24 protein-coding genes are annotated in these 23890 nt (G+C 62.3%); 11 read left to right on the top strand and 13 right to left on the bottom strand.

What is annotated here, in order from left to right:
- Window positions 1-310 precede the first annotated feature (310 nt).
- Window positions 311-1048, top strand: coding sequence for a DUF4167 domain-containing protein (locus tag VNX23_RS21200; RefSeq protein ID WP_325633234.1), 738 nt, complete (start codon window positions 311-313; stop codon window positions 1046-1048).
- Between the two features lie 50 nt (window positions 1049-1098).
- On the opposite strand, the gene VNX23_RS21195 is transcribed toward VNX23_RS21200, so the two are convergent.
- Window positions 1099-1842 carry a methyltransferase domain-containing protein gene (locus VNX23_RS21195; protein ID WP_325633232.1) on the bottom strand — a complete coding sequence of 248 codons (744 nt, stop codon included), beginning with the start codon at window positions 1840-1842 and terminating at the stop codon, window positions 1099-1101.
- 135 nt (window positions 1843-1977) lie between these two features.
- On the opposite strand from VNX23_RS21195, the gene gloB reads away from it, so the two are divergent.
- Together gloB and VNX23_RS21185 are read left to right on the top strand one after the other, a co-directional pair.
- Window positions 1978-2745 carry a hydroxyacylglutathione hydrolase gene (gloB, locus tag VNX23_RS21190; protein WP_325633230.1) on the top strand — a complete coding sequence of 256 codons (768 nt, stop codon included), beginning with the start codon at window positions 1978-1980 and terminating at the stop codon, window positions 2743-2745.
- Window positions 2745-3173: a cupin domain-containing protein gene (locus VNX23_RS21185; RefSeq protein WP_325633228.1), complete on the top strand. Its 429-nt coding sequence runs from the start codon at window positions 2745-2747 to the stop codon at window positions 3171-3173. Before gloB ends, VNX23_RS21185 begins: the two co-directional genes overlap by 1 nt.
- Before the next feature lie 4 nt (window positions 3174-3177).
- On the opposite strand, the gene VNX23_RS21180 is transcribed toward VNX23_RS21185, so the two are convergent.
- From VNX23_RS21180 to VNX23_RS21170, 3 genes are all read right to left on the bottom strand, one after another.
- A complete protein-coding gene (locus VNX23_RS21180) occupies window positions 3178-4074 on the bottom strand; it encodes a DMT family transporter (RefSeq protein ID WP_325633226.1) in 897 nt (298 codons plus the stop codon).
- 100 nt (window positions 4075-4174) lie between these two features.
- On the bottom strand, window positions 4175-4900 hold the full coding sequence (gene phbB / locus VNX23_RS21175; RefSeq protein WP_325633224.1) for an acetoacetyl-CoA reductase: 726 nt from the start codon (window positions 4898-4900) through the stop codon (window positions 4175-4177).
- Window positions 4901-5240: 340 nt separating this feature from the next.
- On the bottom strand, window positions 5241-6419 hold the full coding sequence (locus VNX23_RS21170) for an acetyl-CoA C-acetyltransferase (protein ID WP_325633222.1): 1179 nt from the start codon (window positions 6417-6419) through the stop codon (window positions 5241-5243).
- Between the two features lie 319 nt (window positions 6420-6738).
- Between VNX23_RS21170 and phaR the strand changes: the two genes are divergently transcribed.
- Window positions 6739-7326, top strand: a complete 588-nt coding sequence (phaR, locus tag VNX23_RS21165) for a polyhydroxyalkanoate synthesis repressor PhaR (protein ID WP_325633220.1) — start codon at window positions 6739-6741, stop codon at window positions 7324-7326.
- 572 nt (window positions 7327-7898) lie between these two features.
- A complete protein-coding gene (locus tag VNX23_RS21160) occupies window positions 7899-9353 on the top strand; it encodes an acetamidase/formamidase family protein (protein WP_325633218.1) in 1455 nt (484 codons plus the stop codon).
- A gap of 58 nt (window positions 9354-9411) precedes the next feature.
- Here VNX23_RS21160 and VNX23_RS21155 read toward each other — a convergent pair whose 3' ends face one another.
- Entirely contained in the window at window positions 9412-11106 is a 1695-nt protein-coding gene (locus VNX23_RS21155; protein WP_325633216.1) for a bifunctional diguanylate cyclase/phosphodiesterase, read from the bottom strand.
- A gap of 218 nt (window positions 11107-11324) precedes the next feature.
- Here VNX23_RS21155 and VNX23_RS21150 point away from each other — a divergent pair, with 218 nt between their 5' ends.
- Complete coding sequence (locus tag VNX23_RS21150) at window positions 11325-11609, top strand: hypothetical protein (protein ID WP_325633214.1); 285 nt, start codon at window positions 11325-11327, stop codon at window positions 11607-11609.
- Window positions 11610-11618: 9 nt separating this feature from the next.
- Here VNX23_RS21150 and VNX23_RS21145 read toward each other — a convergent pair whose 3' ends face one another.
- The 3 genes from VNX23_RS21145 to VNX23_RS21135 all read right to left on the bottom strand — a co-directional run bounded on the left by VNX23_RS21145 (window position 11619) and on the right by VNX23_RS21135 (window position 13475).
- Complete coding sequence (locus VNX23_RS21145; RefSeq protein ID WP_325633213.1) at window positions 11619-12206, bottom strand: hypothetical protein; 588 nt, start codon at window positions 12204-12206, stop codon at window positions 11619-11621.
- A 131-nt stretch (window positions 12207-12337) separates the two neighbouring features.
- The gene (gene rpmF / locus VNX23_RS21140; protein ID WP_028347701.1) at window positions 12338-12520 is read right to left on the bottom strand and encodes a 50S ribosomal protein L32; all 183 of its coding nucleotides are present in this window, start codon (window positions 12518-12520) and stop codon (window positions 12338-12340) included.
- A gap of 313 nt (window positions 12521-12833) precedes the next feature.
- A complete protein-coding gene (locus tag VNX23_RS21135; protein WP_414643044.1) occupies window positions 12834-13475 on the bottom strand; it encodes a biosynthetic peptidoglycan transglycosylase in 642 nt (213 codons plus the stop codon).
- Between the two features lie 192 nt (window positions 13476-13667).
- On the opposite strand from VNX23_RS21135, the gene VNX23_RS21130 reads away from it, so the two are divergent.
- The 4 genes from VNX23_RS21130 (at window position 13668) to VNX23_RS21115 (ending at window position 17545) form a co-directional block, all read left to right on the top strand.
- On the top strand, window positions 13668-14594 hold the full coding sequence (locus VNX23_RS21130; protein WP_325633211.1) for a farnesyl diphosphate synthase: 927 nt from the start codon (window positions 13668-13670) through the stop codon (window positions 14592-14594).
- Between the two features lie 191 nt (window positions 14595-14785).
- Window positions 14786-15469 (top strand): DUF1345 domain-containing protein, encoded by a 684-nt coding sequence (locus VNX23_RS21125; RefSeq protein WP_325633209.1) that lies wholly within the window; start codon window positions 14786-14788, stop codon window positions 15467-15469.
- A 32-nt stretch (window positions 15470-15501) separates the two neighbouring features.
- Entirely contained in the window at window positions 15502-15876 is a 375-nt protein-coding gene (locus VNX23_RS21120; RefSeq protein WP_325633207.1) for a nuclear transport factor 2 family protein, read from the top strand.
- A 64-nt stretch (window positions 15877-15940) separates the two neighbouring features.
- Window positions 15941-17545 carry a Na+/H+ antiporter gene (locus VNX23_RS21115; protein ID WP_325633205.1) on the top strand — a complete coding sequence of 535 codons (1605 nt, stop codon included), beginning with the start codon at window positions 15941-15943 and terminating at the stop codon, window positions 17543-17545.
- A 48-nt stretch (window positions 17546-17593) separates the two neighbouring features.
- Here VNX23_RS21115 and VNX23_RS21110 read toward each other — a convergent pair whose 3' ends face one another.
- On the bottom strand, window positions 17594-18394 hold the full coding sequence (locus VNX23_RS21110) for an alpha/beta hydrolase (protein ID WP_325633203.1): 801 nt from the start codon (window positions 18392-18394) through the stop codon (window positions 17594-17596).
- A gap of 191 nt (window positions 18395-18585) precedes the next feature.
- On the opposite strand from VNX23_RS21110, the gene VNX23_RS21105 reads away from it, so the two are divergent.
- A complete protein-coding gene (locus VNX23_RS21105) occupies window positions 18586-19164 on the top strand; it encodes a GNAT family N-acetyltransferase (RefSeq protein ID WP_325633201.1) in 579 nt (192 codons plus the stop codon).
- Between the two features lie 8 nt (window positions 19165-19172).
- Here VNX23_RS21105 and VNX23_RS21100 read toward each other — a convergent pair whose 3' ends face one another.
- The 4 genes from VNX23_RS21100 to VNX23_RS21085 form a co-directional block, all read right to left on the bottom strand.
- Window positions 19173-20543: an MmgE/PrpD family protein gene (locus VNX23_RS21100; RefSeq protein WP_325633199.1), complete on the bottom strand. Its 1371-nt coding sequence runs from the start codon at window positions 20541-20543 to the stop codon at window positions 19173-19175.
- Window positions 20544-20665: 122 nt separating this feature from the next.
- A complete protein-coding gene (locus tag VNX23_RS21095) occupies window positions 20666-21154 on the bottom strand; it encodes a DUF2867 domain-containing protein (protein ID WP_325633197.1) in 489 nt (162 codons plus the stop codon).
- Window positions 21155-21250: 96 nt separating this feature from the next.
- Window positions 21251-22543: a UDP-N-acetylglucosamine 1-carboxyvinyltransferase gene (gene murA / locus VNX23_RS21090; protein ID WP_325633195.1), complete on the bottom strand. Its 1293-nt coding sequence runs from the start codon at window positions 22541-22543 to the stop codon at window positions 21251-21253.
- Complete coding sequence (locus tag VNX23_RS21085) at window positions 22540-23859, bottom strand: LLM class flavin-dependent oxidoreductase (protein WP_325633193.1); 1320 nt, start codon at window positions 23857-23859, stop codon at window positions 22540-22542. Before VNX23_RS21085 ends, murA begins: the two co-directional genes overlap by 4 nt.
- Window positions 23860-23890 lie beyond the last annotated feature (31 nt).

Here is a 23890-nt window from a genome sequence, read left to right as displayed (position 1 = left end):
AGCGCGATGGCTTTACAGAGCTGCGCCGCTTGCGACCGCAAAGCGAACGAAAGCCTGATATTGCGCTTGAAGATTCACGCTAGAACCTGTGCTTGTTTTGGCAGGCGGAATGACTTGATGCGGCCGGCGACGTATGCCGGGCTGTGGGGAACGCGTCTTTGTTGACTGCGACGTACGGCAAATCTTTGTGGAGTTGAACAGCGCCTCCGGTTCGGCGCGCCCACGCGCGCTGCGTCGAGCGAACCACGACAACGAATCATGACAACGGCGATTCAAGGCTAGCAACTCAGGGCTGGAATAAAGGGACGACATGAGAAACGGTCAGAATAACAAGCGGATGCGTAACCGGAATAACAATAACAACCGGCGCGGCCAGAACCCGATGACCCGGGTATTTGAATCCAACGGACCGGACATCAAGATCCGAGGCACTGCTTCCCACGTTGCGGAAAAATACGTGCAGCTGGCGCGCGACGCACGCTCTTCAGGCGACCCGGTAGCCGCCGAGAATTATTATCAGCACGCCGAGCATTACTTTCGCCTGATCGCCGCCGCGCAGGAGCAATTCCGTCAGAACCAGCCGCAGCCGCGGACCGATAATGAAATGGCTTCGGAAGAAGGCGAGGACGACGACAGCTTTTCCAGTTTCGGGCAGGAGCCCGGCTTCGTCCCGGTGCAGCCGCAGCCCTACCAGCAGCGCGACAACAATCCGCGCGACCATCAGCGCGATGGACAACCATATCAGCAACGCGAACAGCATCAGCCGCGTGATCGCGATCGCGATCACCATCGCGAGCATCGCGGTCAGCCGCAGTTTCAACCGCAGAACCAGCCGCAGCCCGTGATTTCGGACAATGGCGGCGTTGACCGCCTGCCGTCGTTCATTACCGGACCGCAGCCGCAAATTGGCGGCGGGCAAGGTAATTTCGAGGGCGGTGGTGGCGGCGAGCGATTCCCGTCGCGACGCCGGCGCCGGCCGCACGGCCCACGCCCGGAAGGGGTCGCCGCAGCGCCCCCCGGCGACGACTTCAACCCCGGAAACGAATAGGCTTTCCGATTTTTGTCAGGGGCCGTGTCCGCACCAGCGGGAACGGCCTCTTACTTTTGCTCGCGCTGGAACGACGACGGCACCAGCACCGGTGGCAGCGCCGGAATAAGCCGTGTGCGCTCGCGATGGGCGGGAATTGCGCGATAAACCTGCTTGCTGGCTTCCACGATATGGACGCCCGCGAACGGCAGAGACAGCGCGGCACCGACCCTTTCCCAGGCGATTGCCGAGCGCAAGAACCAGCCGCCGGCGACCGGCGGCATGAACAGAGCCTCACCCCAGCCCGTCGGCGTGAACCAGGTCTGGCGCAACAACTGCGTGATCTGCGATCGCGAATACGGCCGGCCGTGACCGAACGGCGTGTTGTCGGTGCGTGTCCACACGCCGCGCCGGTTCGGAATAACCGCCATCATGCGACCGGAAGGCGCCAGCACCCGCCACATCTCGCGCAACAACCCTTCCGGATCGTCGGACATTTCAAGCGCATGAACCAGAAGAATGCGGTCGACCGCCGCGTCCGGCAGCGGCAGCGAAAACTCATCAACCAGCGCGGCGAGCGTGGGCCGCGCGGTCGGCCATTTCAAAACGCCCTGCGCCGCTGGCATGAAAGCGATGCAGCGCTCGCAGTCCTCGCGGAACAGGCCGAGATAGGGCGTAGGATAGCCGATGCCGAGCACACGTTGGCCGGCGGCACTCGGCCAGCGCGCATGAATGCCGCGATTGATCAGGCGCCGCGCCACCACGCCGAGGCGCTGCGAATAGAAATCCCGCAGGTCAATCACGTCAATGCTCATGCGACCAATCTAGCACGATGTACGGCGCCCATGCGCGTCGAATAGCGCATTGCCCATTCGCCGTTAACGCCATATTTCATGGCAGTATGGCTTGGCGCGACGAACGGTCCACCAGCAAGCTTTATGGAGATTGTCATGGCTGCCGAAATTCGCCTGTTCCCCTGCCTGACCGATAATTTCGGCTATCTCATTCACGATCCCGAAACCAAGGCAACGGCCTCGATCGATGCGCCAGAAGCGGGCCCGATCATCAAGGCGCTCGAGCGCGAGGGCTGGCGGCTTACCGACATCCTGATCACCCATCACCACCACGACCATGTCGGGGGCGTGGCTGAGCTGAAACAGAAATATGGATGCCGCGTGGTCGCCCCTCACGACAAGTCCACGAAGATTGCCGATGTCGATTTGCGCACGGCGCAAGGCGCGGTCGTGAAAGTGGGTAGTCTGCTGGCGCGGGTACTCGAAACCCCCGGCCACACCCTCGATCACATCAGCTACGTCTTCGACAACGAAAAGGCACTGTTTGCCGCCGACACCCTGTTCTCGATCGGCTGCGGACGGGTATTCGAAGGCACCTATCCGATGATGTGGGAATCGTTGCTCAAGCTGCGGGCGCTGCCGGACGATTTCAAACTCTATTGCGGCCACGAATACACCGCCGCCAACGTCAAATTCGCGCTGACCATCGAGCCGGACAATCCCGCGCTGAAGGCCCGCGCCGAGGAAGTGAAGCGCCTGCGCGCCGAGAACAAACCAACCGTCCCGACGTTGCTCGGCGAGGAGAAGAAGGCCAATGTCTTCCTGCGTGCCGACGAGCCCTCGGTTGCGGCTGGCGTGCGGATGAAGGATCGAAGCGCGGCCGAAATATTCGGCGAACTGCGCGAGCGCAAGAACAAATCCTGATGGCGGGGCGTCCTTCCGCTGCTGACATCGTCGCGCGGCTTGATCTGAAGCCGCACCCGGAGGGCGGCCATTATCGCGAGACCTTTCGCGACGCCCGCCTCGACGAAGACGGACGCGCGCGTTCGACGGCGATCTATTTCCTGCTCTCGCGCGGCGAGCGCTCGCGCTGGCACCGCATCGACTCAGCCGAGATCTGGCACTATTACGCCGGCGACGCGCTGAGCTTGCAGATCGCGGACGATCGCGGCACACGCAGCCTGAGGCTCGGTCCCGATCTTGCTGGCGGCGAAGTGCCGCAGGCGGTCGTGCCGGCGCACCTATGGCAGGCAGCCGAAAGCACGGGCGACTGGACGCTGGTCGGCTGCACGGTCGCACCGGGATTCGATTTTGCGAAGTTCGAACTTGCGCCGAAGGGATGGGTGCCGTGACCCTTCATCCTTTTCCAGCAGGGTAAGGTCGCCGGCGCTGCAAAAACATATCCCGTGCCGCAATCAGGCCGCCACCGGCGATCAGCACGGCCGCGATGAAAATATTGGCGCTCGGTCTGACAAAGCCGGCCAGGATCAGAAACGATGTCGAGAGCAGTGGCGTGGCGTAGGATGCCGCTCCAAGCACGCGGATGTCGCCGCGCTTCATGCCGACATCCCAGGTGTAGAATGCAGCACCAACCGGCCCGACACCGAGCGCCGTGATGGCGAGCCATTGCGCTATCGTCTCGGGCCACACGGTATCTTCGATCAGGATGTGAACGAGAGCCGCAAACAGCGCGGTGGCGAGACAAAATCCGGCCACCGCATCGGTCGGCACCGATTTGAGCTTGCGCGACATCACCGAATAGCTCGCCCAGACAAAGGCCGCGACAAACGCCGCGAACAGGCCCGGGAGCTGGCCGGGTGCAAAGTCGCTCATGCTGCTGCCGGCAAACAGCAGGACCGTGCCGGCCAGCCCGAGCAGCGCGCCGATGACGTGATGCGGCGCCAGCCGTTCGCCTGGCAACAGCGACGAGAACAGCACGATCAACAAGGGCCAGAGATAGTTCAAAAGACCGGCTTCGGCGGGCGGTGCAAACCGCAAGGCGAGGAAATACAACGCATGATAGCCGAACAGCCCGCCGACCCCGACAATCCACGCCAACGGTCTCTGCCGCAAGGCGCGGGGCGCGTCTAGCCGTCCGATCCAGGTCAGTGATCCAACCAGCGCGCCGATCGCGAACGTCATCGCCGCGAGCTGAAACGCCGGGATTTTTCCGGTCGCAACCGTCAGCACGGCCAGAAGCGACCACATCAGGATCGCGGTCAGTCCGATCAGGGTTGCGGTACGGGAGGACATCGGGCCGTCATTGCGAGCGAAGCGAAGCAATCCAGCTATCTATCACATAAAACTGGATTGCTTCGTCGCGTACGCTCCTCGCAATGACGTGATGATTTGGTCACACCATATATTGCCCGCCGTTGACCGATAGCGTCGAGCCGGTGATGGCTCCCGCCTCGTCGGCGGCCAGAAACAGCACCGTGCGGGCGATCTCCTCGGGCTCGCCCAGCCGGTTGATCGGGATCAGCGGCAGGATGCTCTTTTCCAGCACGTCCTTGGGCACCGCCTGCACCATCTCGGTGTTGATATAGCCGGGACAGATCGCGTTCACCGTGATGCCGCCTTTGGCGTTTTCCAGCGCGAGCGCCTTGGTGAAGCCGATGTCGCCGGCCTTTGCGGCTGAATAGTTCACCTGGCCGAACTGCCCCTTCTGGCCGTTGATCGAGGAGATGTTGATGATGCGGCCAAATTTTCGCGCGCGCATCCCCTCGATCACCTGGCGCGTCACGTTGAACAGCGAGCCGAGATTGGTATTGACCACCGCGCTCCACTGCTCGAGCGTCATCTTGTGAAACGCTCCATCCCTGGTGATGCCGGCATTGTTGACCAGCACTTCGATCGGGCCGAGATTGGCTTCGACCTTCTTGACGCCGGCCGCGCAGGCATCGAACGAACTGACGTCCCACTTGTAGACGGGAATGCCGGTCTCGGCCTTGAATTTCTCCGCCGCCGCATCGTTGCCGGCATAATTGGCGGCAACCTTGTAGCCCGCGCCCTTCAGCGCCTTGCTGATCGAGGCCCCAATGCCTCGCGTCCCCCCTGTCACCAGTGCAACACGTGCCATGACGAATCCTTCCCTTTGGTTTTTGAAATGCGCTTTTTATTAGCTTCGAATTAAAAGCGGCAGTTTGACGAACATCAAGAACAAAACGCCCGGCACAAGCCGGGCGTTCCTGGTAGGCTTTCGCTCTCGCAGTTGCGAGCCGATGTTTTTATCACGCGACGGATCGCTGCCGCCTGACTGGAGCTCCGATTCCGAAGTTCGCAAGCTATCGCGGCGACCTCTCAGGCAAACTTCGGAATCAAGGGAGCTCTAGCAATTATTGGTTTCTAGTGCGGCTTTGAATTTGAAGTTCCTATAACAGTGGTGCGGAGACATCGGTAGGAACTTCAAATTCGTCGCACTAGTCGCGCGCGACGCACATCGCAATACCCATGCCGCCGCCGATGCACAGCGTGGCAAGACCCTTCTTGGAGTCACGCTTTTGCATTTCGTGCAGCAAGGTCACCAGAACGCGCGCACCGGATGCGCCCACGGGATGGCCGAGCGCGATCGCGCCGCCGTTGACATTGACCTTGGACGTATCCCAGCCGAGGTCCTTGTTGACCGCACAGGCCTGCGCCGCGAACGCTTCATTGGCCTCGATCAGATCGAGGTCGCCGATGCTCCATCCGGCCTTCTTCAGGGCGGCGCGCGAGGCGGGGATCGGCCCGGTTCCCATGATCTTGGGATCGACGCCGGCATGCGCCCAGGAAACGATGCGCGCCAGCGGCTTCTTGCCTTCCTTGGCGGCCTGCCTGGCGGTCATCAGCACCACGGCGGCCGCGCCGTCGTTGATGCCTGAGGCGCTGCCCGCAGTCACGGTGCCGTCCTTCTCAAACGCCGGTCTGAGCTTGGACATCGCGTCCAGCGTGGCGCCATGACGCGGATATTCGTCGGCATCCACCACCACGTCACCCTTGCGGGTCTTGATGGTGACCGGGATGATCTCGTCCTTGAACCTGCCGGCCTTCTGCGCGGCCTCGGCCTTGTTCTGCGACTTGACCGCGAATTCGTCCTGCTGGGCGCGCGTGATCTGATACTGCCTGGCGACGTTCTCGGCGGTGTTGCCCATGTGATAGCCGTTGAAGGCATCCCACAAGCCGTCCTTGATCATGGTGTCGACGAGTTCGAGCCCGCCCATCTTGACCCCGCCGCGCAGGTGTTGCGCATGCGGCGCCATGCTCATGGATTCCTGCCCCCCGGCCACGACGATTTCGGAATCGCCGTTGAGCAACGCCTGATAACCCAAGGCAACCGTGCGCAGGCCGGAACCGCATAACTGATTGACGCCCCAGGCCGGGCTTTCCACCGGGATTCCGGCGGCGATCGAGGCCTGACGGGCCGGGTTCTGGCCCTGGGCGGCGGTCAGGATCTGGCCCATGATGACTTCCGAGACGCGGGCTGGCTCGATACCGGCGCGCTCAAGCGCGGCCTTGATGGCGACGGCGCCGAGATCGTGGGCCGGCATGGTGGCGAACGCGCCGTTGAAGCTTCCCACCGGGGTGCGGGCGGCGCTGACGATGACGACATCGTCTGACATGAACATCTCCTGAGTTTGAGTTCTTCGGCCTTGGGGCCTGGGATGGCGGGCGGCCAGATGGCGGCCACTCTCTCGCCTCATCCTGTTAACGTCGTTGAGGCATGTCAATTGGCTAGTGTGGTGGATCTGACATTTGCTGACGCACGCGATGGGCGCACTTGGCAGTTTCCTGAGCAGTGCCTATGCATCGGGATTAACCGTGCCGCACAAAACGGTAGCGGAACCGCGTTGAAAATGCTTACCTTTGCTGCGATGCATTGCTCGTCACCCGCGGCGCGCGGCCGTCGGGTTCCCTATTCTCGGTGCGCACATGAGAGCCATGGCAAAATCTGACCAACCCACCACCATCAAGAAATACGCAAACAGGCGGCTCTATAATACCGGTACCAGCACCTATGTGACGCTTGAGGATCTCGCAGCGATGGTCAAGGAGGGCGAGGACTTCCTCGTCTATGATGCAAAGACCGGCGAGGACATCACCCGCTCGGTACTGGCGCAGATCATCTTCGAACAGGAAAACAAGGCAGGGCAGAATTTGCTGCCCACCACTTTCCTGCGGCAACTGATCCGCTTTTACGGCGACAGCATGCAGATGGTGGTGCCGAAATATCTCGAGCAGTCGATCGACACGCTGACCCGCGAGCAGGAGAAGTTTCGCAAGCAGCTCACCGACACCTTCAGCGGAACGCCCTTCGCCCCGCTCGAAGAGCATGTCCGCCGCAACATGGAGCTGTTCCAGCAGACCTTCTCGATGTTCAAGCCGTTCGTGCCGCAGCGTAGTTCCGGCAGCGAGTCCGAAAAGGAGGGCGCGCCCGAAAACGACAACATCGACGAGCTGCGTCGTCAGATGAAGGACATGCAGGATCGCCTCGATCGCATGTCGAAAGAACCGAAGAAGGAAGGGTGATCCGCTCTTCACTCGCCCGTATCTTCTCACCAACACCATACTCGTCGTCACAGCCGGGCTTGACCCGGCCATCCATCCCTGAAAATGCGCCTCATGAAATTCGATCGATGCCCGGATCAAGTCCGGGCATGACAGCGTGTTCGTGTCGCTATCTCGATTAAGAACACACCTTCAAATTGCCGCGGCACGATTCGCACCCAAGCCTTTCTGAAAACATCCGCCCTCCGGAACGAGGAGGGCGCAGGGAATGCCGGGCGCCCCATGCACCCGCGAGACCCCGCGTGCAAGTGAAAGAACACAAGTCCTCGCCTTGAGGACGTAGAATTTGACCAAAGGTGCCCAAAATCCTGACTGCAAAAGCCTCAATCGAGATGTGCAGTAGCAGGATCAGGTCATGGGGTCCGCAAAACAGTCCTTGCCGCAGGCCATCGGGACCGCTCTCGCCAGCGACAGCGCCTCGGCAATTATGTTCTTTTTCATGGTCAGATGAGCCCCGCGCGGCACCCTTCTTGCAAGGCAAACGCTTCTTGCAGGCGAGCGAACAGCCAACATTTCGAATCAGGGAGAGAAATATGTGTGCTGGTGACGACAGGAATTGTCCGGATTTCGAATTGCACCACCGCAAGTTCAAGGAAACGCTCGACCGGGAGCGCCGCTCGTTCCTGAGATCGAGCTTTGCCGCGGCGGGCGGCGCGGCGGCGATGACCGCGGGCGGAATTTCGCTGGTGACGCCGCAAATGGCGGCTGCCGCCGAGAAGAATCAGCCCGCAAAACGCTCCTATCACCATCTGCCGGCGAACGCCGATACCGTGCATTGGGGTTATTTCAGCAAGAAGCTGAAACCCCAGGTCGAGATCGACTCCGGTGATTTCATCACCATCGAGGCCTTGACCCATCACGCCAATGACGACGCCGAGCGCATGGTGACGGGAGATCCCGGGGCCGAAAGCGTGTTCCTGTGGACCAAGGAGAAGAAGGGCGTGAACCGCCGCGGCGCCGGTCCGATGGATGCCTCGCTGTTCGGGCGCGGCGCCGGCGAAGGCCTCGGCGTGCACATCTGCACCGGCCCCGTTTTTGTGCGCGGGGCGCAGGAAGGCGACGTGATCGAGCTTCGCATCATCGACGTCACGCCGAGGCCTTGTGCCAATCCGAAATACCCCGGCAAAGCCTTCGGCAGCAACGCGGCCGCGTGGTGGGGCTTCCACTACAAGGACCTGATGACCGATCCCAAACCGCGCGAAGTGGTCACGATCTACGAGGTCGACGCTACTGGTGAGCGCAACTGGGCCAAGGCCGTATACAATTTCAGATGGACCCCGCAGACCGACCCGTTCGGCGTCGTGCACAAGACCATCGACTATCCCGGCGTCCCGGTCGATCACTCCACGGTGAAGGAGAACCACGGAATCCTGAAGAATGTGCGGATTCCGATTCGTCCTCATTTCGGCGTCATCGGCCTCGCCCCCAAGGAAGCCGATATCGTCGACTCGATCCCGCCGAACTATGTTGGCGGCAACATCGACAATTGGCGGATCGGCAAGGGCGCCACGATGTACTATCCGGTCGCGGTCGAAGGCGGCCTGCTATCGGTCGGCGACTCCCACGCTTCGCAGGGAGATTCGGAGCTTTGCGGCACAGCCATCGAGTGCTCGCTCAACGGCACCTTCCAGATCATCCTGCACAAGAAGGCCGATCTGGTCGGCACCGCCCTTGAAGCCCTCGACTATCCGATGCTGGAGACCAGGGACGAATGGCTGGTCCACGGCTTCAGCTACGCCAACTATCTCGCCGAGCTTGGCGACAAGGCGCAATCGGACATCTACTCGAAATCGTCGGTCGACCTCGCCTTGCGCGATGCGTTCCGCAAGATGCGCAAATTCCTGATGACGACCAAGAAGCTGACCGAAGACGAAGCGATTTCCCTGATCACGATCGGCGTCGACTTCGGGATCACCCAGGTCGTTGACGGAAACTGGGGCGTCCACGCCGTCATCAAGAAGGACATCTTCGCCGGCGGCGAGACCTGATGCTAGAACAAGAGCGGCCAGGGCTCCTCACGAGCCCTGGCCGCACCTGATTTGAACCTTAGCCCGCCGCCGGAACTGCCTCGGCCATCGCAGGACTCCACGGCCGTTCGGACGAGGCAAGGCCGATCAAGCGCCCCTGGATGTAGTCGCAGCCCCAGTCGCGCAAAATCGACGCCGATTGCTCGTCCTGAACCCATTCGGCGACGGTCTTGATTTCCAGCCGGCGCGCCAGATCGATCAGCGTCTGCACGAAAGCGCGATCGTCGGCAGAGTGAGCAAGATTCTGCACGAATGCGCCGTCGATCTTTACGATATCGACGCCGAGCTTGCGCAGGTTGCGAAACGAGGTGTAGCCGGCGCCGAAATCATCGATGGCAATCCGGCTGCCGAAATTCTTCAGCCGCGCGACAAAGCCGCGGACGTCGTCGACATCCTGGATCGCCACGGTTTCGGTGATCTCGACGATCAGCCGCTCGGCGACGCCGGGATGGGCGCGCATCAGCGATTCGATCGAGGCCCACCAGTCCGGATCCATCGTGGTTGCTGGCGAGATGTTGAGGCTGAGCCTGACCCCGGGGGACGCCACGAGTTCGGCCACCACAAGTTCGAGCACCCGGTGGTCGACAAGGCGAATCAGCCCCAGCCTTTCGGCGACCGGAACGATGTCGGGCGCCAGCAGTACCCGCCCGTCATCCTGTTCCATGCGAACCAGACACTCGTAAAACGATGCTCTGCGCAAACGGGTGTCCACCACCGGTTCGAAGGCCGTCACGATGCGGCGCTCGTTCAGCGCGGTGACGATTTCATCGGTGACCCGGATATTGACCCGGCGTTGGGCGTCGCGCTCGACATTGGGGCGCCATAACGAAAAGGAACCGGCGCGGCGGCGCTTCGAGGTGTCCAGCGTCTCCTGGGCGCGGTTGATCGCCTCCTCGGCGCTGCGCGCGTGACGCGGTACAATGACAGCGCCGATCGACGCCGTCACCGAGACCGGGCCGGATTTGGTCGGCACCACTTCATCGCGAATGGCAGCCAGAAACCGCTCGGCGGCGATGTTGGTTTCGTCGATGGTGCAGTTCTTCAGGACCAGCCCGAACTTGTTGCCGGAGAAGCGGCCGAGAACGTCGCCACCGCGCAGCCGTGCGCGAACGCGCCTGCCCACTTCCGAAATCACGGCATCGGCCACATCGAAGCCGAAGGCATCGTTGATGCGTGCGAGATGATCGATGCCGATCAGCATGAACGCGCAGGATGTCCGGAAGCGGGCGGCCTCCTCGAGGGTCTCAGCCAGGGATGCGATCAGATGCGTGCGATTGAGTTCCCCGGTCAGCGGATCGTTCTGCGACAGTTTGACGAGCTGCTCGTCGCGCGCATGGCGTTCATTGTTGACCCGAACGATGCCCTGGACCCGCGCCGGCTTGCCGTCGGCGCCGGCAAACCAGGAGCCGGTTTCCTCGATCCATTGCGGCGGGGCGGAGGTGCTGGTCCGAACCGCATATTCGATACGGTAGGGCGTGCCTTCGCCGCCAAGCGCAAGAGGCGAATGCGCCAGCGCATCGGTCCGGATCGAGCGCACCGGCTCGATCAGGTTTGCAAACGCGGCGCCGCGCCCGAGCACGTTCAGCGGAATATCCGGAAAAACCGAGGCAACATGATCGCTCCAGACCATCTGGTCGGAGCCGACGTCCCAAGTGAAGGCGGCATGGCCGAGCGAGGCGAGGATGGTCGACAGCGGGGGAACAACGGTAGTCAAGATCGCCTCGTTTCGGGACAGGCTGGCCTGATTCTTCAGGACTTCACGATAGGCCAGTTCTGTCCCGACCTTATGAAAACTTCATAAATAATCTGGAAACCATGCCGCCCCGGCGGTGTAGAATTTGCGGGAAGACCCGGCACGGCTCTTGCGAGGTGCATCTGGCAAAGGGACGAATGTCCCAAAACGTGACAGCTAAAGCCCGGTCCTGACTTCCAGTGTCAAGCAGCGAGCAACCTGCGAACGAGAGCGATGACGGCAAGGTTGCCGAAGCAACGTGCTGTGTCGCGCTGGTGCCGGTGAACGGGCCGGCGCAACGTTCGCGCAGCCCTCGTCATTGGTCGCCTGATTCGAATTTTGTGACGCACCTGATCGCTACGGCCGAGCACGCGCCCCAGACGCGCTCCCTGCGGCGGGCCTCCTTTGCCGACGCCCGGACCGCCTACAAAGCAAGTCAAATTCCGGTCGGCCTGGCCGGAATCCGGATGCGGCAGGTCATCTGAAGCAAAGCGTTAATGCGGCGGCGCGTCGGATCGCGGCGGCGTGCTGTTGCCGGGCTGAAGCTCCGGCGACGGTACCTGCGGCGAAGGCGGGACGGCCGCCGTTTCCGGATCGAAAGATTTTGGCCGCGAATGATCCGGCGCGGGCGGGACGGGCTCGACAGATTCTGCTTGCGGAGGCGGCGCGGGAGCGGTTTGACGGGCGGCTCGCGCAACGGCTGGAGCGGGCTGCGCCCCGCGCCGTGTGCGGAGCGCAACGCCCGACAGGAAATCCACCAGCGACAGCAATGCGAGCAGGAAAAAAGTCGAACTGGCAAAGCGTGGCCACAGCAGGAACTCGGCAGCGGCACCGCCAAAGACGATCAGTGACAGGAAATGATCCGTAAGGAATTTCGCGCCGGGACGAGCCCCCTTGATCAGCTCCAACAGCAGCAGGAGGATGCCGAGCGCCAGCAACATCTCGCCGAGTGCCAGCGGCCACTCTGCCCCCGAGATCAGCGGCACCTTCACGACCGGCTGCTCAAGCGAAACGCCGGGCATCAGGAAAACGATGATGTTGTAGATCGCGAGCGGGATCAGAAGAAGCGGAAAACTGACCATCGGATCGGCAAGGCCCTCTTGAAGTGCACCAGAACATCCCCGTGCGATGTGACAATCACGTCGCCGCCGGGGATCGTCTTACCTCCCGCTGGCCGAATTCGCCCGCACGGCCTGCGCGCCCGCCTGTCCGATCAGGATTCCTTCTTCTTCAGCACCTGCCGGCCCTTGTACATGCCGGTCTTCAGGTCGAGGTGGTGCGGGCGGCGCAGTTCGCCTGAATCCTTGTCCTCGGCATAGGTCGGCTTCTTCAGCGCGTCCGCCGAGCGACGCATGCCACGCCGTGATGGCGATGTTTTTCTACGGGGAACGGCCATGGTGTCCTCTCACGGGCTTGTCGTAAAGGCATCGTCTCAAGGAGACGGCTGGAGCGCTTTTTTCGCGCGAGCTGAAATGCCGGTAAGGCCGCGCTTATAGAGGAAGGAGTTGGGTAAAGCTAGGTTCAAGATCGGTAAAAATGGCTCAAAAACCCGGTGTGGCGGCTCAAAAGTTCGCATCACCTCTGCCGCAAGTTCTTTTGCGGACTTTTGAGCCAAAGCCACACCGAATCAATAGCTTGCTAATGTCCCTTTGATTCCGAAGTTCGTAAACGTGGCCTCTCAAAATCATACGAACTTCGGAATCGGGACATTAGCGATTTTCGGACCAGCATCGCTGCAATTCGGAGGCCTGTGCGCGGACCATGTAGGTTCCGGCCAGCCGCCTTACGCCGGAGGACGGATTGCGCGCACTGCGCAGATGCGGGTTGGGCAGGATCGCCGCCAAAAGCGCCGCTTCGCGCGGCGAGAGCGCCGATGCACCGTGGCCGAAGGCGTAAATTGCGCCAGCCTGCGCGCCGAACTGGCCGGTCGGGCCGAGTTCGGCGATGTTGAGATAAATTTCCAGGATTCGGGGCTTGGGCAGAACCAGATCCACCCATATCGCCAGGGGAAATTCCAGCGCTTTGCGGACCACGCTGCGGCCGGGCCACAGAAACAGGTTTTTTGCCACCTGCTGAGTAATCGTCGAACCGCCGCGAACCACCTCGCCGTCTTCGGCATCGTCAATCACCTCGCGCAGCGCGCCCCAGTCGATGCCGTGATGGCGGCAGAATTTCGCATCCTCCGCGGCAACCACCGAGCGCGGCAGCGACGGCGACACCGCGGCAAGATCGACCCACTGCCGCGACATCGGCGCGCCCGTCAGATAACGCCACGCCATCAGTGTCGAGACCGGGTGCCCGGCACGGTACAGCGGCGCCAGCAAATAGGGCACGAGCAACGCCCCGAGCATGATCAGCAGCAAGTTTCGGGCAATGCGCAAGTCGAGGGTTTCTGGCTCAGGAAATGATTCGCTGGGATATCTCACTGATAATTCCCGCTTTTTCCAGCCGTTTTGCGGCCCCTCGACCCGCTTGGATGCGGAATTGACGAAGGCTTTGCCATAAAGGATTGTCCGGCCGACCTGAACTGGGAGCTGTTCTTGATGACGACCGTTACGGCAAATTCCGATTTTTCCATGCGGCTGGATCAGACCGCCGAAGATACCGAGGCCCTGTTGGCGAAGCTCCTGTCGGATGTGCTGTTGCCGGACGAGACTGCGCGGCCGAAGCGGCTGATGGAGGCCATGCGTTATTCGACGCTGGGCGGTGGCAAGAGGCTGCGGCCGTTCCTGGTGGTCGAAAGCGCCGCCGTGTTCGGCGTTCCCCGGGATGCCGCGCTGCTCGCGGGTGCCGCGCTTGAATGCATCCACTGCTATTCGCTCGTCCACGACGATCTGCCGGCGATGGATAACAGCGATTTGCGCCGCGGCCGGCCCACGCTGCACAAGAAGACCGACGACGCCACCGCAATCCTCGCCGGCGACGGCCTGCTGACGCTTGCTTTTGACATCGTCACCCGCGATGAAATCCACGAAGACCCCACCGTCCGCCTGCTCCTGACCCGGGCGCTGGCGCGCGCCTCGGGAATCGGCGGCATGGTCGGCGGCCAGATGCTCGATCTCGCCGGCGAGGGCCGGTTCGGCGATCGCGAGCCGGTCGATGTCGCGCGCCTGCAGCAGATGAAGACCGGTGCATTGTTGCGCTTCGGCTGCATTGCCGGCGCGATCCTCGGCCAGGCCTCCCAGAAGGAATATCAGGCGCTGGACGATTACGGCCGCGCGCTCGGGGAAGCCTTCCAGATTGCAGACGACCTGCTCGACGTCGAGGGCGATGCGACAGCGCTCGGAAAACAGACCGGCCAGGACGCAGCGCTCGGCAAGACCACCTTTGTGACCCAGCTCGGGGTCGACGGCGCCAAGCAACGGGTCCGCGATCTGCTCGCGCGCGCCGATTCGGCGCTGTCGATCTTCGGCGCCAAGGGCGAGGTGCTGCGCGCCGCGGCACGTTTCGTCGCCGAACGCAAGAATTAGAGCCTGATCCGGACCCGAAGGGCCGCGTTGGCGCAAAGTGGAAACCGGTTTTCTCTCGCGACATACGCTAGAACGCGTGTGCGCGGAGATCATGCTAGAGTTGAGATCATGATGCGATTCCACTCGCATCGTGATCTGGAGCGGCACGCAGGAGCGCGCCCGGCAAGGACACGCGAGAACCGAAGATCGAGATGACTGGCGAGGAATTCCAGCAACGGCTGCATCGGTTCAGGAAAATGCCGAAGCCGTTCCGCGTGGTCTATGCGCGGCCGCGCACCTTCCTTTCAATGGCGATCGGCGTTGGCTCGTTCTTTCTCCTGCCGGCGTCGCTGCGGCTGGTAACGCGGCTTCTGATCGGCTGGGACGTCTTCGTCGCGCTTTACCTTGCACTGGTTTACTTCATGGTGTGGCGCAGCGATCTCAGCTATATCCGCCGCAATGCGATACTTCAGGATGACGGCCGCTTTCTGATCCCGCTGTTGACGGCGCTCGGTGCCTTCGCGAGCCTGGCTGCGATCGTGTCCGAGCTCGGCGCGGCCCACCATAATCCGCCGCAGCTGGTGTTTGCGACCCTGACCATCGGCTTGTCGTGGGCGGCCGTGCATACCGGCTTCGCGCTGCATTATGCGCATGAATATTACCGTGGCGCCGAACCGGGCGGCCTTCAGTTTCCCAGCGGCAACCGGCGCGAGGTTGCCGATTATTGGGACTTTGTCTATTTCTCGTTTGTTATCGGCATGACGGCGCAGGTTTCCGACGTCGGCATCACCGACAAGACCATCCGTCGCACCGTCACCGCGCACGGCATCATCTCTTTCATCTTCAACACCGCCCTGCTCGCGCTGATGGTCAATATCGCCGCGAGCGCGATATGATCGAAAACGTCATTACAACAGGAGTGAGAGCCGTGAATTACGACCGTTCCACCGTTGAAGCCGTGGTCCAGCACTATTTCGACGCGCTCTATGAAGGCGACGCCGACAAGCTCGCGGCGATCTTTCACCCGTCTGCGGATCTGCGCTGGCTGGAGAAGGGCGAACTGCAGATCCTCACCCTACCCGACTGGATGGAGCGAGTGAGAAAGCGCGCATCCGCCAGGTCAGAAGGCAAGCCACGCGAGGATTTCATCGTCACCATCGACCGCTCCGACGATTCCACCGCCTTCATCAAGGTCCGCTGCCAGTTGCCGCCGCGCTATTTTACCGACTATCTGGTGGCGATGAAACTGAAGGACGGATGGCGGATCGTCTCGAAATCCTACCGCTACGATCTGCGGGAGTAAGTGCTCTTACCGTTGACCTCGGTCGCCTTCCGGGCAAACTGCGCCGTCGAGGACCCGAGCGACCGTGGAAGCCAATTTCCAGATATTCCTGATCCTTGTTGCGGTTCTGGCCGCAACTGCGCTTCTGGCGCGGCGAATCAATGTCGCGCCCGCGATCCTGCTATTGCTTGCGGGCGTTGCGCTCGCCTATGCGCCGGGAATGCCTGCGCTCGAACTGCCGCCCGAGCTGGTTCTGCTTCTGGTGTTGCCGCCGCTGATCTATTCGGCGAGCGTCGCGATGAGCTGGCGCGAGTTCAAGTTCAACTTGCGCCCGATCATCCTGTTGGCGGTCGGCTGCGTGTTGTTTACCGCCTTGGCAGTCGCCGCGGCGACGCATTTCCTGATCGGGCTGCCGTGGAATGTCGGGTTCCTGATGGGCGCCATCGTCGCGCCGCCCGACGCGGTGGCGCCGCTCGCGATCGCCCGCCGTTTGCGGATTCCGCGCCGAATCCTGGTGGTGCTCGAAGGCGAAGGACTGGCCAACGACGCCACCGCGCTGATAATGTATCGCTTTGCGCTCGCAGCGATCATGACCGGCACGTTTTCGCTGCCCGTCGCCATGGGCGAATTCGCAGGTATCGTTGTGTGCGAGATGATGTTTGGCGCGGCCGTAGGCTGGCTCTCGTTGCGGGCGCGTCACCATGCGCGCGATCCGCAAATCGAAATCACGCTGTCGCTGATCACCCCTTATGTGGCGTATTGGGTGCCCGCGCATTTTGGCGGCTCGGGCGTGATCTCGACGGTCGCCTGTGGTCTCTACATGAGCTGGAACGGACCGCTGTTGATCTCCGCGATAACACGGCTGCAGGGAATCTTCTTCTGGAATCTCGTGATCTACCTGGTCGAGGGTCTCCTGTTCCTGCTGACCGGATTTCAGATGCGCCTGTTGTTCGAGAAATCGAAAGCCTTTCCGCTCGGCGAAATTCTGACCGTGACCGCGGTGGTCACGGTCATGGTGGTCGTAGCGCGTTTCGCCTGGGTGTATCCTGCGACCTACGTGCCGCGGCTGATCAAGCAGATACGCGAGCGCGATCCCGCACCCCCACGGCAGTGGGTGTTCGTGCTTTCATTCGCCGGCGTGCGCGGCGCGGTTTCGCTTGCCGCGGCACTGGCGCTGCCCTTCACTTTGCCGAGCGGCGAGTTGTTTCCCTACCGCGACCTGATCCTGTTCGTCACTTTCAGCCTTATTTTCATCACCCTGGTCGGGCTTGGCCTCACCTTGCCGCTGGTCGTCAGGTGGCTTGGCGTCAACCAGGCGGGAAGCGCCGAGCGGTTGGCGGAACTCGAATCCGAAATCGCCGCGCGGCGCGAGGCGCTCGATGTCGCGCTCAAATCGCTCGACGCCATCACCGATCATCGCGAATTATCCGACGAAGTGGTGCGCCTGTTGCGCGCGCGCCACGAAACCCGTGCCAACCAGTTGCCGGACTCACTTGATCCGGAAGCCCGCGACATCTCCGCGGCCGGAGCCGAGCTGACGCGGGAGTTGATTGCGGCCGAGCGAAAGTTCATTCACGACTTGCTGCGCCACGGCAGGATTACGGACGAGACCCGGCGGCGGATCGAACGTGACCTCGATCTCGAGGAAGCAAGCCTTGCCAACCAGGAATATCGCAGGCTTCCGCCTTAGCATTGAGGTCCCGGCGCTTCCGCCGGGACGCGCCAACACCTCCAGGGCTCAGCCGGAGACACCGATCAGCAGGCGCGAAAGTTCGTCGGGCGCGGTGACCATGGCGTCGTGGCCGGTTGCGATTTCGGCCCAGCGCCAGCCCTGCTGCGCCTTGACGAAATCGCGTGAGGCCTGCGTGGCCAGATAGGACGGGTTGGTGCAATGGATATAGGTCCGCGGCAGGTTGTTGCCGACCGGCCCCTTGATGTTTTGCTTGCTGGTATAGGTGCCCAGCGGATGCGGGGTGAGGCGGCGCTTGAGCCATTCGGCATCGTTTGCGTCGGAAACAGCAAAAGCCGACGGCGGCGGCGCAGGCAGGCTCAATCCGCCGCTCGATTCTTCGGCAGCCTTTTTGCGGGCGGCGGCCACCTCAGGGGGCAGGCTATCGAACGGGCTTTTTCCACCCTCCACCACCAGCGAGTCCAGATAGACGAGATGACGGATACGCTCGGGCATCACATCGGCCACGCCGCTGATCGTAAGCCCGCCGAAGGAGTGCCCGACCAGCACGATGTTGGTCAGCTCTTCGGCTTCGATGACCTTGGTGATGTCCTTTGTGAAAGTGTCAAGGGTGATGTCCTTCGAGAGCAGGTGCTTGCGTTCGCCAAGCCCTGTCTGCGTCGGCGTGAACACCCGATGGCCTGCCGCGCGCAAGCGGTCCGCGACACGACTCCAGCACCAGCCGCCGTGCCAGGCGCCGTGAACCAGCACAAATGTCTGCCCCGTGCTTTGTGCCCTTGCCCCAGTGCCGCCGGCACCTGCTGCCAATCCTGCAATAGCCATCGTCTTGAGGACGTCCCGACGTTCCATGATCGTTGCTCCCTGCGTCTTGTTATTGTTAGGCCTGGTTGAGATCGGCCCACTTTACCACCATCGCAACCAAGGGTTTCAAAATTTTCACGACGTGGCAAGGTTATGTAATGACGATGTCGCCATGGATCGTGCTTTGCCCTACCCCGACCGGAATGGCGGTGTAATACCTTCTGGAATAGGAGAGGGTCATGGTCGCCCGCGTCAAGCCCAGAGTCGCTATCCCGCAAACGAACGCCCCTGTTATCGCGACCGAGCGCCTGATATTGCGACGGTGGCAAGAAGCCGATATCGAGCCAAATACGCAGATGCTTGCCGACCCTGTTTCGGCGCGATTCATCACATCCGACGGAAAGCCGGTCACTGAGGCCTTCTTCGGCTGGCGGAACGCGGCCATCATGGCCGGTCATTGGGCGTTGCACGGCTTCGGCATGTTCGTGGTCGAGGAAAAACAGACCGCGCGCTTCGTCGGACGGGTCGGGCCGTGGTGGCCGGCAGCTTGGCCAGGTCTCGAAGTCGGCTGGGGTATTGCCAGCCCTTTCCGGGGCAAGGGTTACGCGATCGAAGCCGCAGCCGCGTCCATCGATTGGGTTTTCGCGCAGTTCGCAATCGATCAAATCGCTCATTGCATCGACCGCGAAAACGTCGCGTCACAAAACGTTGCCCGGCGGCTCGGCGCATCCATTGAGAGCGAGTTCGACCTGTTCGGCCACGTCGCCGATGTGTGGGTGACACGACGCGAAGCCTGGAAGGCGCGGCTCAAACCGTAGCTTGCACGCTACTGGCGACCCAGCTGCGTCGCCTTCTCGACGCGATCAAATCTTTCGAGCGAGAGGATCGCGTCCGCCAGCTGATCGGCGCGGCCGTTGAGCACCGGGCGGGCGAGCGTCAGGAATTTCTGCGCCATCGCCCGCGCATCCGGGAACGAGTTCGGCTCGCCGGACGGATCGTCATGGACCCGCTCATGCACGCCTTCGTCGGTGGTGATGCGCACGCGCGCACCAAACGGATGCTTGCGGCCGATTTCGAGGAACTCGTCCTGCACGACATCGAACTTGTCCGCCAGCGCGTCGACGGCGGCGTCGCCGAGCCGGTCGTAATCGTCCCAGCCGAAGCGGCCCTGATCGAGCGCCACCGCACCGGTGAAGAACATCGAGAACTGCCCGCCGACGACGGAGGTCGGATGACGCTTGGTGGCTGCATCGCCGGTGAGCGTAATGCCGTTGCGATGCAGCCCGATCTCGACCCGCCTGATCTGGTCCGGCGTCAGATTGTGCTCGCGACGCATCGCGATCAAAGCATCGAGGGCGGCATGGGTGTAGCGGCAGCTTGGGTAGGGCTTTACGCCGATCTTCATGGTCTCGTAGATCTTGCCCAGACCGGCGATGGCCTTGTCGGGATGGGCGTTGTCGGTGTAGCCGACGAGGAGGCCGTGCTTGCCTTCCACCGCCTCGACCGCGCCGACGAAATCATTACGCGCCAGCGTCGCGGCGATGACGCCGTTCATCGCGGCGGCGCCGACCTGATAGCGCTTGTTCCAGGCGCCGTTGACCAGAAACTGCAGCGATCCCGCCGCCTGACTGCCTGACACGCCGAACGCCGCAACGATTCTCTGCTTCGACAAGCCGAAAAGCTTGGCGGCGGCAGCCGCTGCGCCATAAGTGCCGGCGGTGGCGGTCGGATGAAACCCGCGGGCATAGTGCGAGGTGGGATCGAGCGCCTGGCCGAGCCGGCAACACACCTCATAACCGGCGACGATCGCCGTCAACACCTCGCGGCCCGAGGCGCCGACCAACTCGCCGACCGCAAACGCAGCTGGGACCACCGGCGCGCTTGGATGCAGCGAAGAATCCGCATGCGTATCGTCGAAGTCGAGGGAATGGCCAAGTGCGCCGTTGAGCAGGGCCGCGACCGCCGGCGTCCAGGTCTTGGCATCGCCGAACACGGTGGATTCGCCGCCTGCGTCGAGCGCAAGCGCTTCAAGCATCCTGAGCAGCGAAGGCGTGGATTCCGCGTCACGCCGCGCCCTGATCGCGCTGCCGAGGAAATCCAGCGTCAGGACTTTGGCGCGCTCGCGTACGTCCAGAGGAATATCATCGAACTTCAAATCGGCGACAAAGGCGGCAAGCGTTGCGGTTTCATCGGCCATTGTTTTTCCTTAGCCCGACTGCTTTGTTCTGCTACGAAAACATCCCGCAGCTCGCCGAGCTTAGGCCCCTGGCACGGCTTCTTCAACGGCGGCAATCGCATGGCGGGGCGACGCTCATGCCGTTACCGTGGCAACTGGGCGAAGCCAACCTGGCGAAGCAAACTCTTTGCGATCAAGCGGTGGAACGGTAGAATCGCCGTGAGATAGATGCGACCAAGCCGATTATGGGTGAGCACAAGAGTCGTGGTAGTGACTTTGCGGCCGCCCTCCTCAGGGGCGACATCCACCACGACGCGAAAATCCAGATGGTGGTCGTCGAAGCCCGCGATCAACCGCTCCGGCGTCTCACTCAGAACCGGAAATAGTCCGATCACGCCGCCGGTATTGGGTTCGCCTTCGCCAGATGTTTTCAAACCTGCCGGCGCCGCAATCATGTTGCGCAGGTCCAGCAGCATTTGGACCCAGCGCGGGCTTTGTGAGAAAATTCGCTCGGCAGCAGTCCGTGCATCAAGATTCGCATCGGCTACCGTGACCTGAAAGGCGTCTGCAAACTGCGCACCAGCCAGCACGCCGTCGCGATCCACCTCGGGCTTGATTTCGCGGATCATCATAGCGACGCAAGTCTTGCGCGCCAGGCGGCGGGAAAGCAAGACACAAACCCGCGGGCTAAAGATCAGTCATTTTCGCGATGAAATCGGCGCGCGGTGTCAGCGCGCTGGCACGCGGGTGATTTTCGCGCCGAGCGCGTTGAGCCGCTCGTCGATGCGCTCATAGCCGCGTTCGATCTGGTCGGCATTGTTGATGGTGCTGACGCCTTCCGCGCAGGCTGCGGCCAGCAGCATGGCCATGCCGGCACGAATGTCCGGCGAGGACATCAGCGCACCCTTGAGCCGGCTCGGCCCGGCCACGATCGCCCGGTGCGGGTCGCACAGTACGATGCGTCCGCCCATCGCAATCAGCTTGTCGACGAAGAACATCCGGGATTCGAACATTTTCTCGAACATCAGGATCACGCCGTCGCACTGGGTTGCGGTGACGATCGCAATCGACATCAGATCGGCCGGAAAGGCCGGCCACGGCTGGTCCTCCAGTTTCGGGACGTGGCCGCCGAAATCGTCCTGGATCTTGAGCGTTTGCCGAGCCGGGACGATGAGGTCGTCGCCTTCCGCCTGACAGGCGATGCCGAGCCGCTCAAAGCCCATCCGGATCGAGCGCAGATGGTGAATGCCGGCGCGAGCGATACGCAACGGCGAGCGCGTCACCGCGGCAAGCCCGATCAGGGAGCCCACTTCGATGTGATCCGGCCCGATCGAATAGCTGACGCCACCGAGCGTCGCGCCGCCGTGCACGACCATGGCATTGGTGCCGATACCTTCAATGCGGGCGCCGAGTGCCACCAGAAAGCGCACGAGGTCCTGCACATGCGGCTCGGAAGCGACGTTACGCAAATGGCTGGTGCCATCGGCCGCCACCGCGGCCATCAACGCGTTCTCGGTGGCTGTGACGCTGGGCTCGTCGAGGAAAACGTCCGCACCTTTCAGGCGAGCGCTGCGGAAGTAAAGCCGGTCGGACGCCGTGACGGTTGCGCCGAGCTGTTCGAAGGCGAGAACATGGGTGTCGAGACGCCGCCTTCCGATCACGTCGCCGCCGGGCGGCGGCAACGTCAGCTCGCCGCAACGCGCAAGCAGCGGCCCTGCCAGCAGGATCGAAGCCCGGATTCGCGCGCAAAGCTCCGGATCGAGATCGGCGGCGCGGATGGTTTTGGCGTGGATCGCAAGCCTGTTGCGAGCCTGCCATTCCGCCGCAACCCCGATCGATCGGATCAGTTCGACCAGCGTTTCGGTGTCGCGAATCCGCGGCACGTTGTTCAGCGTCACCGGATGTTCGGTGAGCAGGCTTGCTGCGATGATCGGCAACGCGGCGTTCTTGTTGCCCGACGGCTCGATCGTGCCTTTCAGCCGATGACCGCCTTCGACGATGTACTGGATCGGCGAGTTCATCCAAACCGCACCTCCGGGCGCGACAGAGCGAAATGGGAGCGCAGGGTCTCTCCCTGATAGACCTCGCGGAACAGGCCCCGCTTCTGCAGCAGCGGCACGACTTCCGAGATGAAGAGATCGAGCTGGTGCGGCAGCACCGGCGGCATGAGATTGAAGCCATCGGCCGCCCCATCCTCGAACCAGTCCTGCATGAGGTCGGCTATCTTTTCCGGTGATCCGGCGACGGTGAAATGTCCTCTCGCACCGGCGAGCTTGGCGAGCAGCTGTCGCAGTGTCGGCCGCTCTCTGGCGACAAGCGCAACGACGGCTTCGGTTCGGCTGCGCGAAGCCTCGTTCTTGCTGGGGTCGGGGAAATCGGCCACCGACAGCGGCTGATCCAGCGCGAGTTTAGAAAAATCATATCCGCCAAAACGCTGCGACAGACGATGGCGGCCAACTTCGGGATCGGAGAGTTCGTTGAGCTCTTCGGCATAGCGCTCGGCCTCGACCTCGGTAGAGCCGATGATCGGGCTGAACCCCGGCAAGATGAGAACCTGCCGGGGATTGCGGCCCTCGGCCTCGATCAGCCCCTTGAGATCCGCATAGAACGCTTTCGCGGTTGCCTTCTCGAGATGCGCGGTGAACACCGCTTCCGCATGGCGCGCGGCGAAACTTTTGCCGGTATCGGAAGAGCCGGCCTGGACAAAGACCGGGCGGCCCTGCGGCGAGCGCGGCATGTTCAGCGGTCCCAACACGGGATTATGCGGCCCCTTATGGTCAATCGTCCGCACTTTCGTACGGTCGGCGTATCGCCCGCCCGCGCGGTCGTCGAGCACGGCATCGTCGGCCCAGCTGTCCCAGAGGCCCTTGACCACCGTCATGAACTCCTCGGCGCGCTCGTATCGATCGGCATGACCAACTTGTCCGATATTGCCGAAGTTGGCACCAGCCTGAGGCGACCAGGTGGTGACGATGTTCCAGCCGACGCGGCCTTTGCTGATGTGATCGAGCGAGGCAAACTGACGTGCCAGATTGTAGGGCTCGGTATAGGTGGTCGAGCAGGTGGCAATCAGCCCGATGCGGCTGGTCGCCATGGCCACGGCCGCAAGCGCCGTGATCGGCTCCAGCCAGTTGAATGGCGTGCTCTCGACGTCGTTCCAGAGGCCCAGGACGTCGGCGAGAAAAATCGAATCAAAAAGACCGGCTTCCGCCTTTTGCGCCAGCTCCGCCGTATAGCGGATGTCGGTCAACGGCAACCTGGAGGATTTCGGGTGCCGCCATGCGGCCTCATGATGTCCGCGGCTCTGGATGAAAAGATTGATGTGCATGCGGGACATCAGACATCCCCGACTTGTCTGGATGGGGTGA

This window comes from Bradyrhizobium sp., assembly GCF_035570375.1.
GTDB lineage: Bacteria > Pseudomonadota > Alphaproteobacteria > Rhizobiales > Xanthobacteraceae > Bradyrhizobium.
This window is presented reverse-complemented; position numbering and strand designations above follow the sequence as displayed.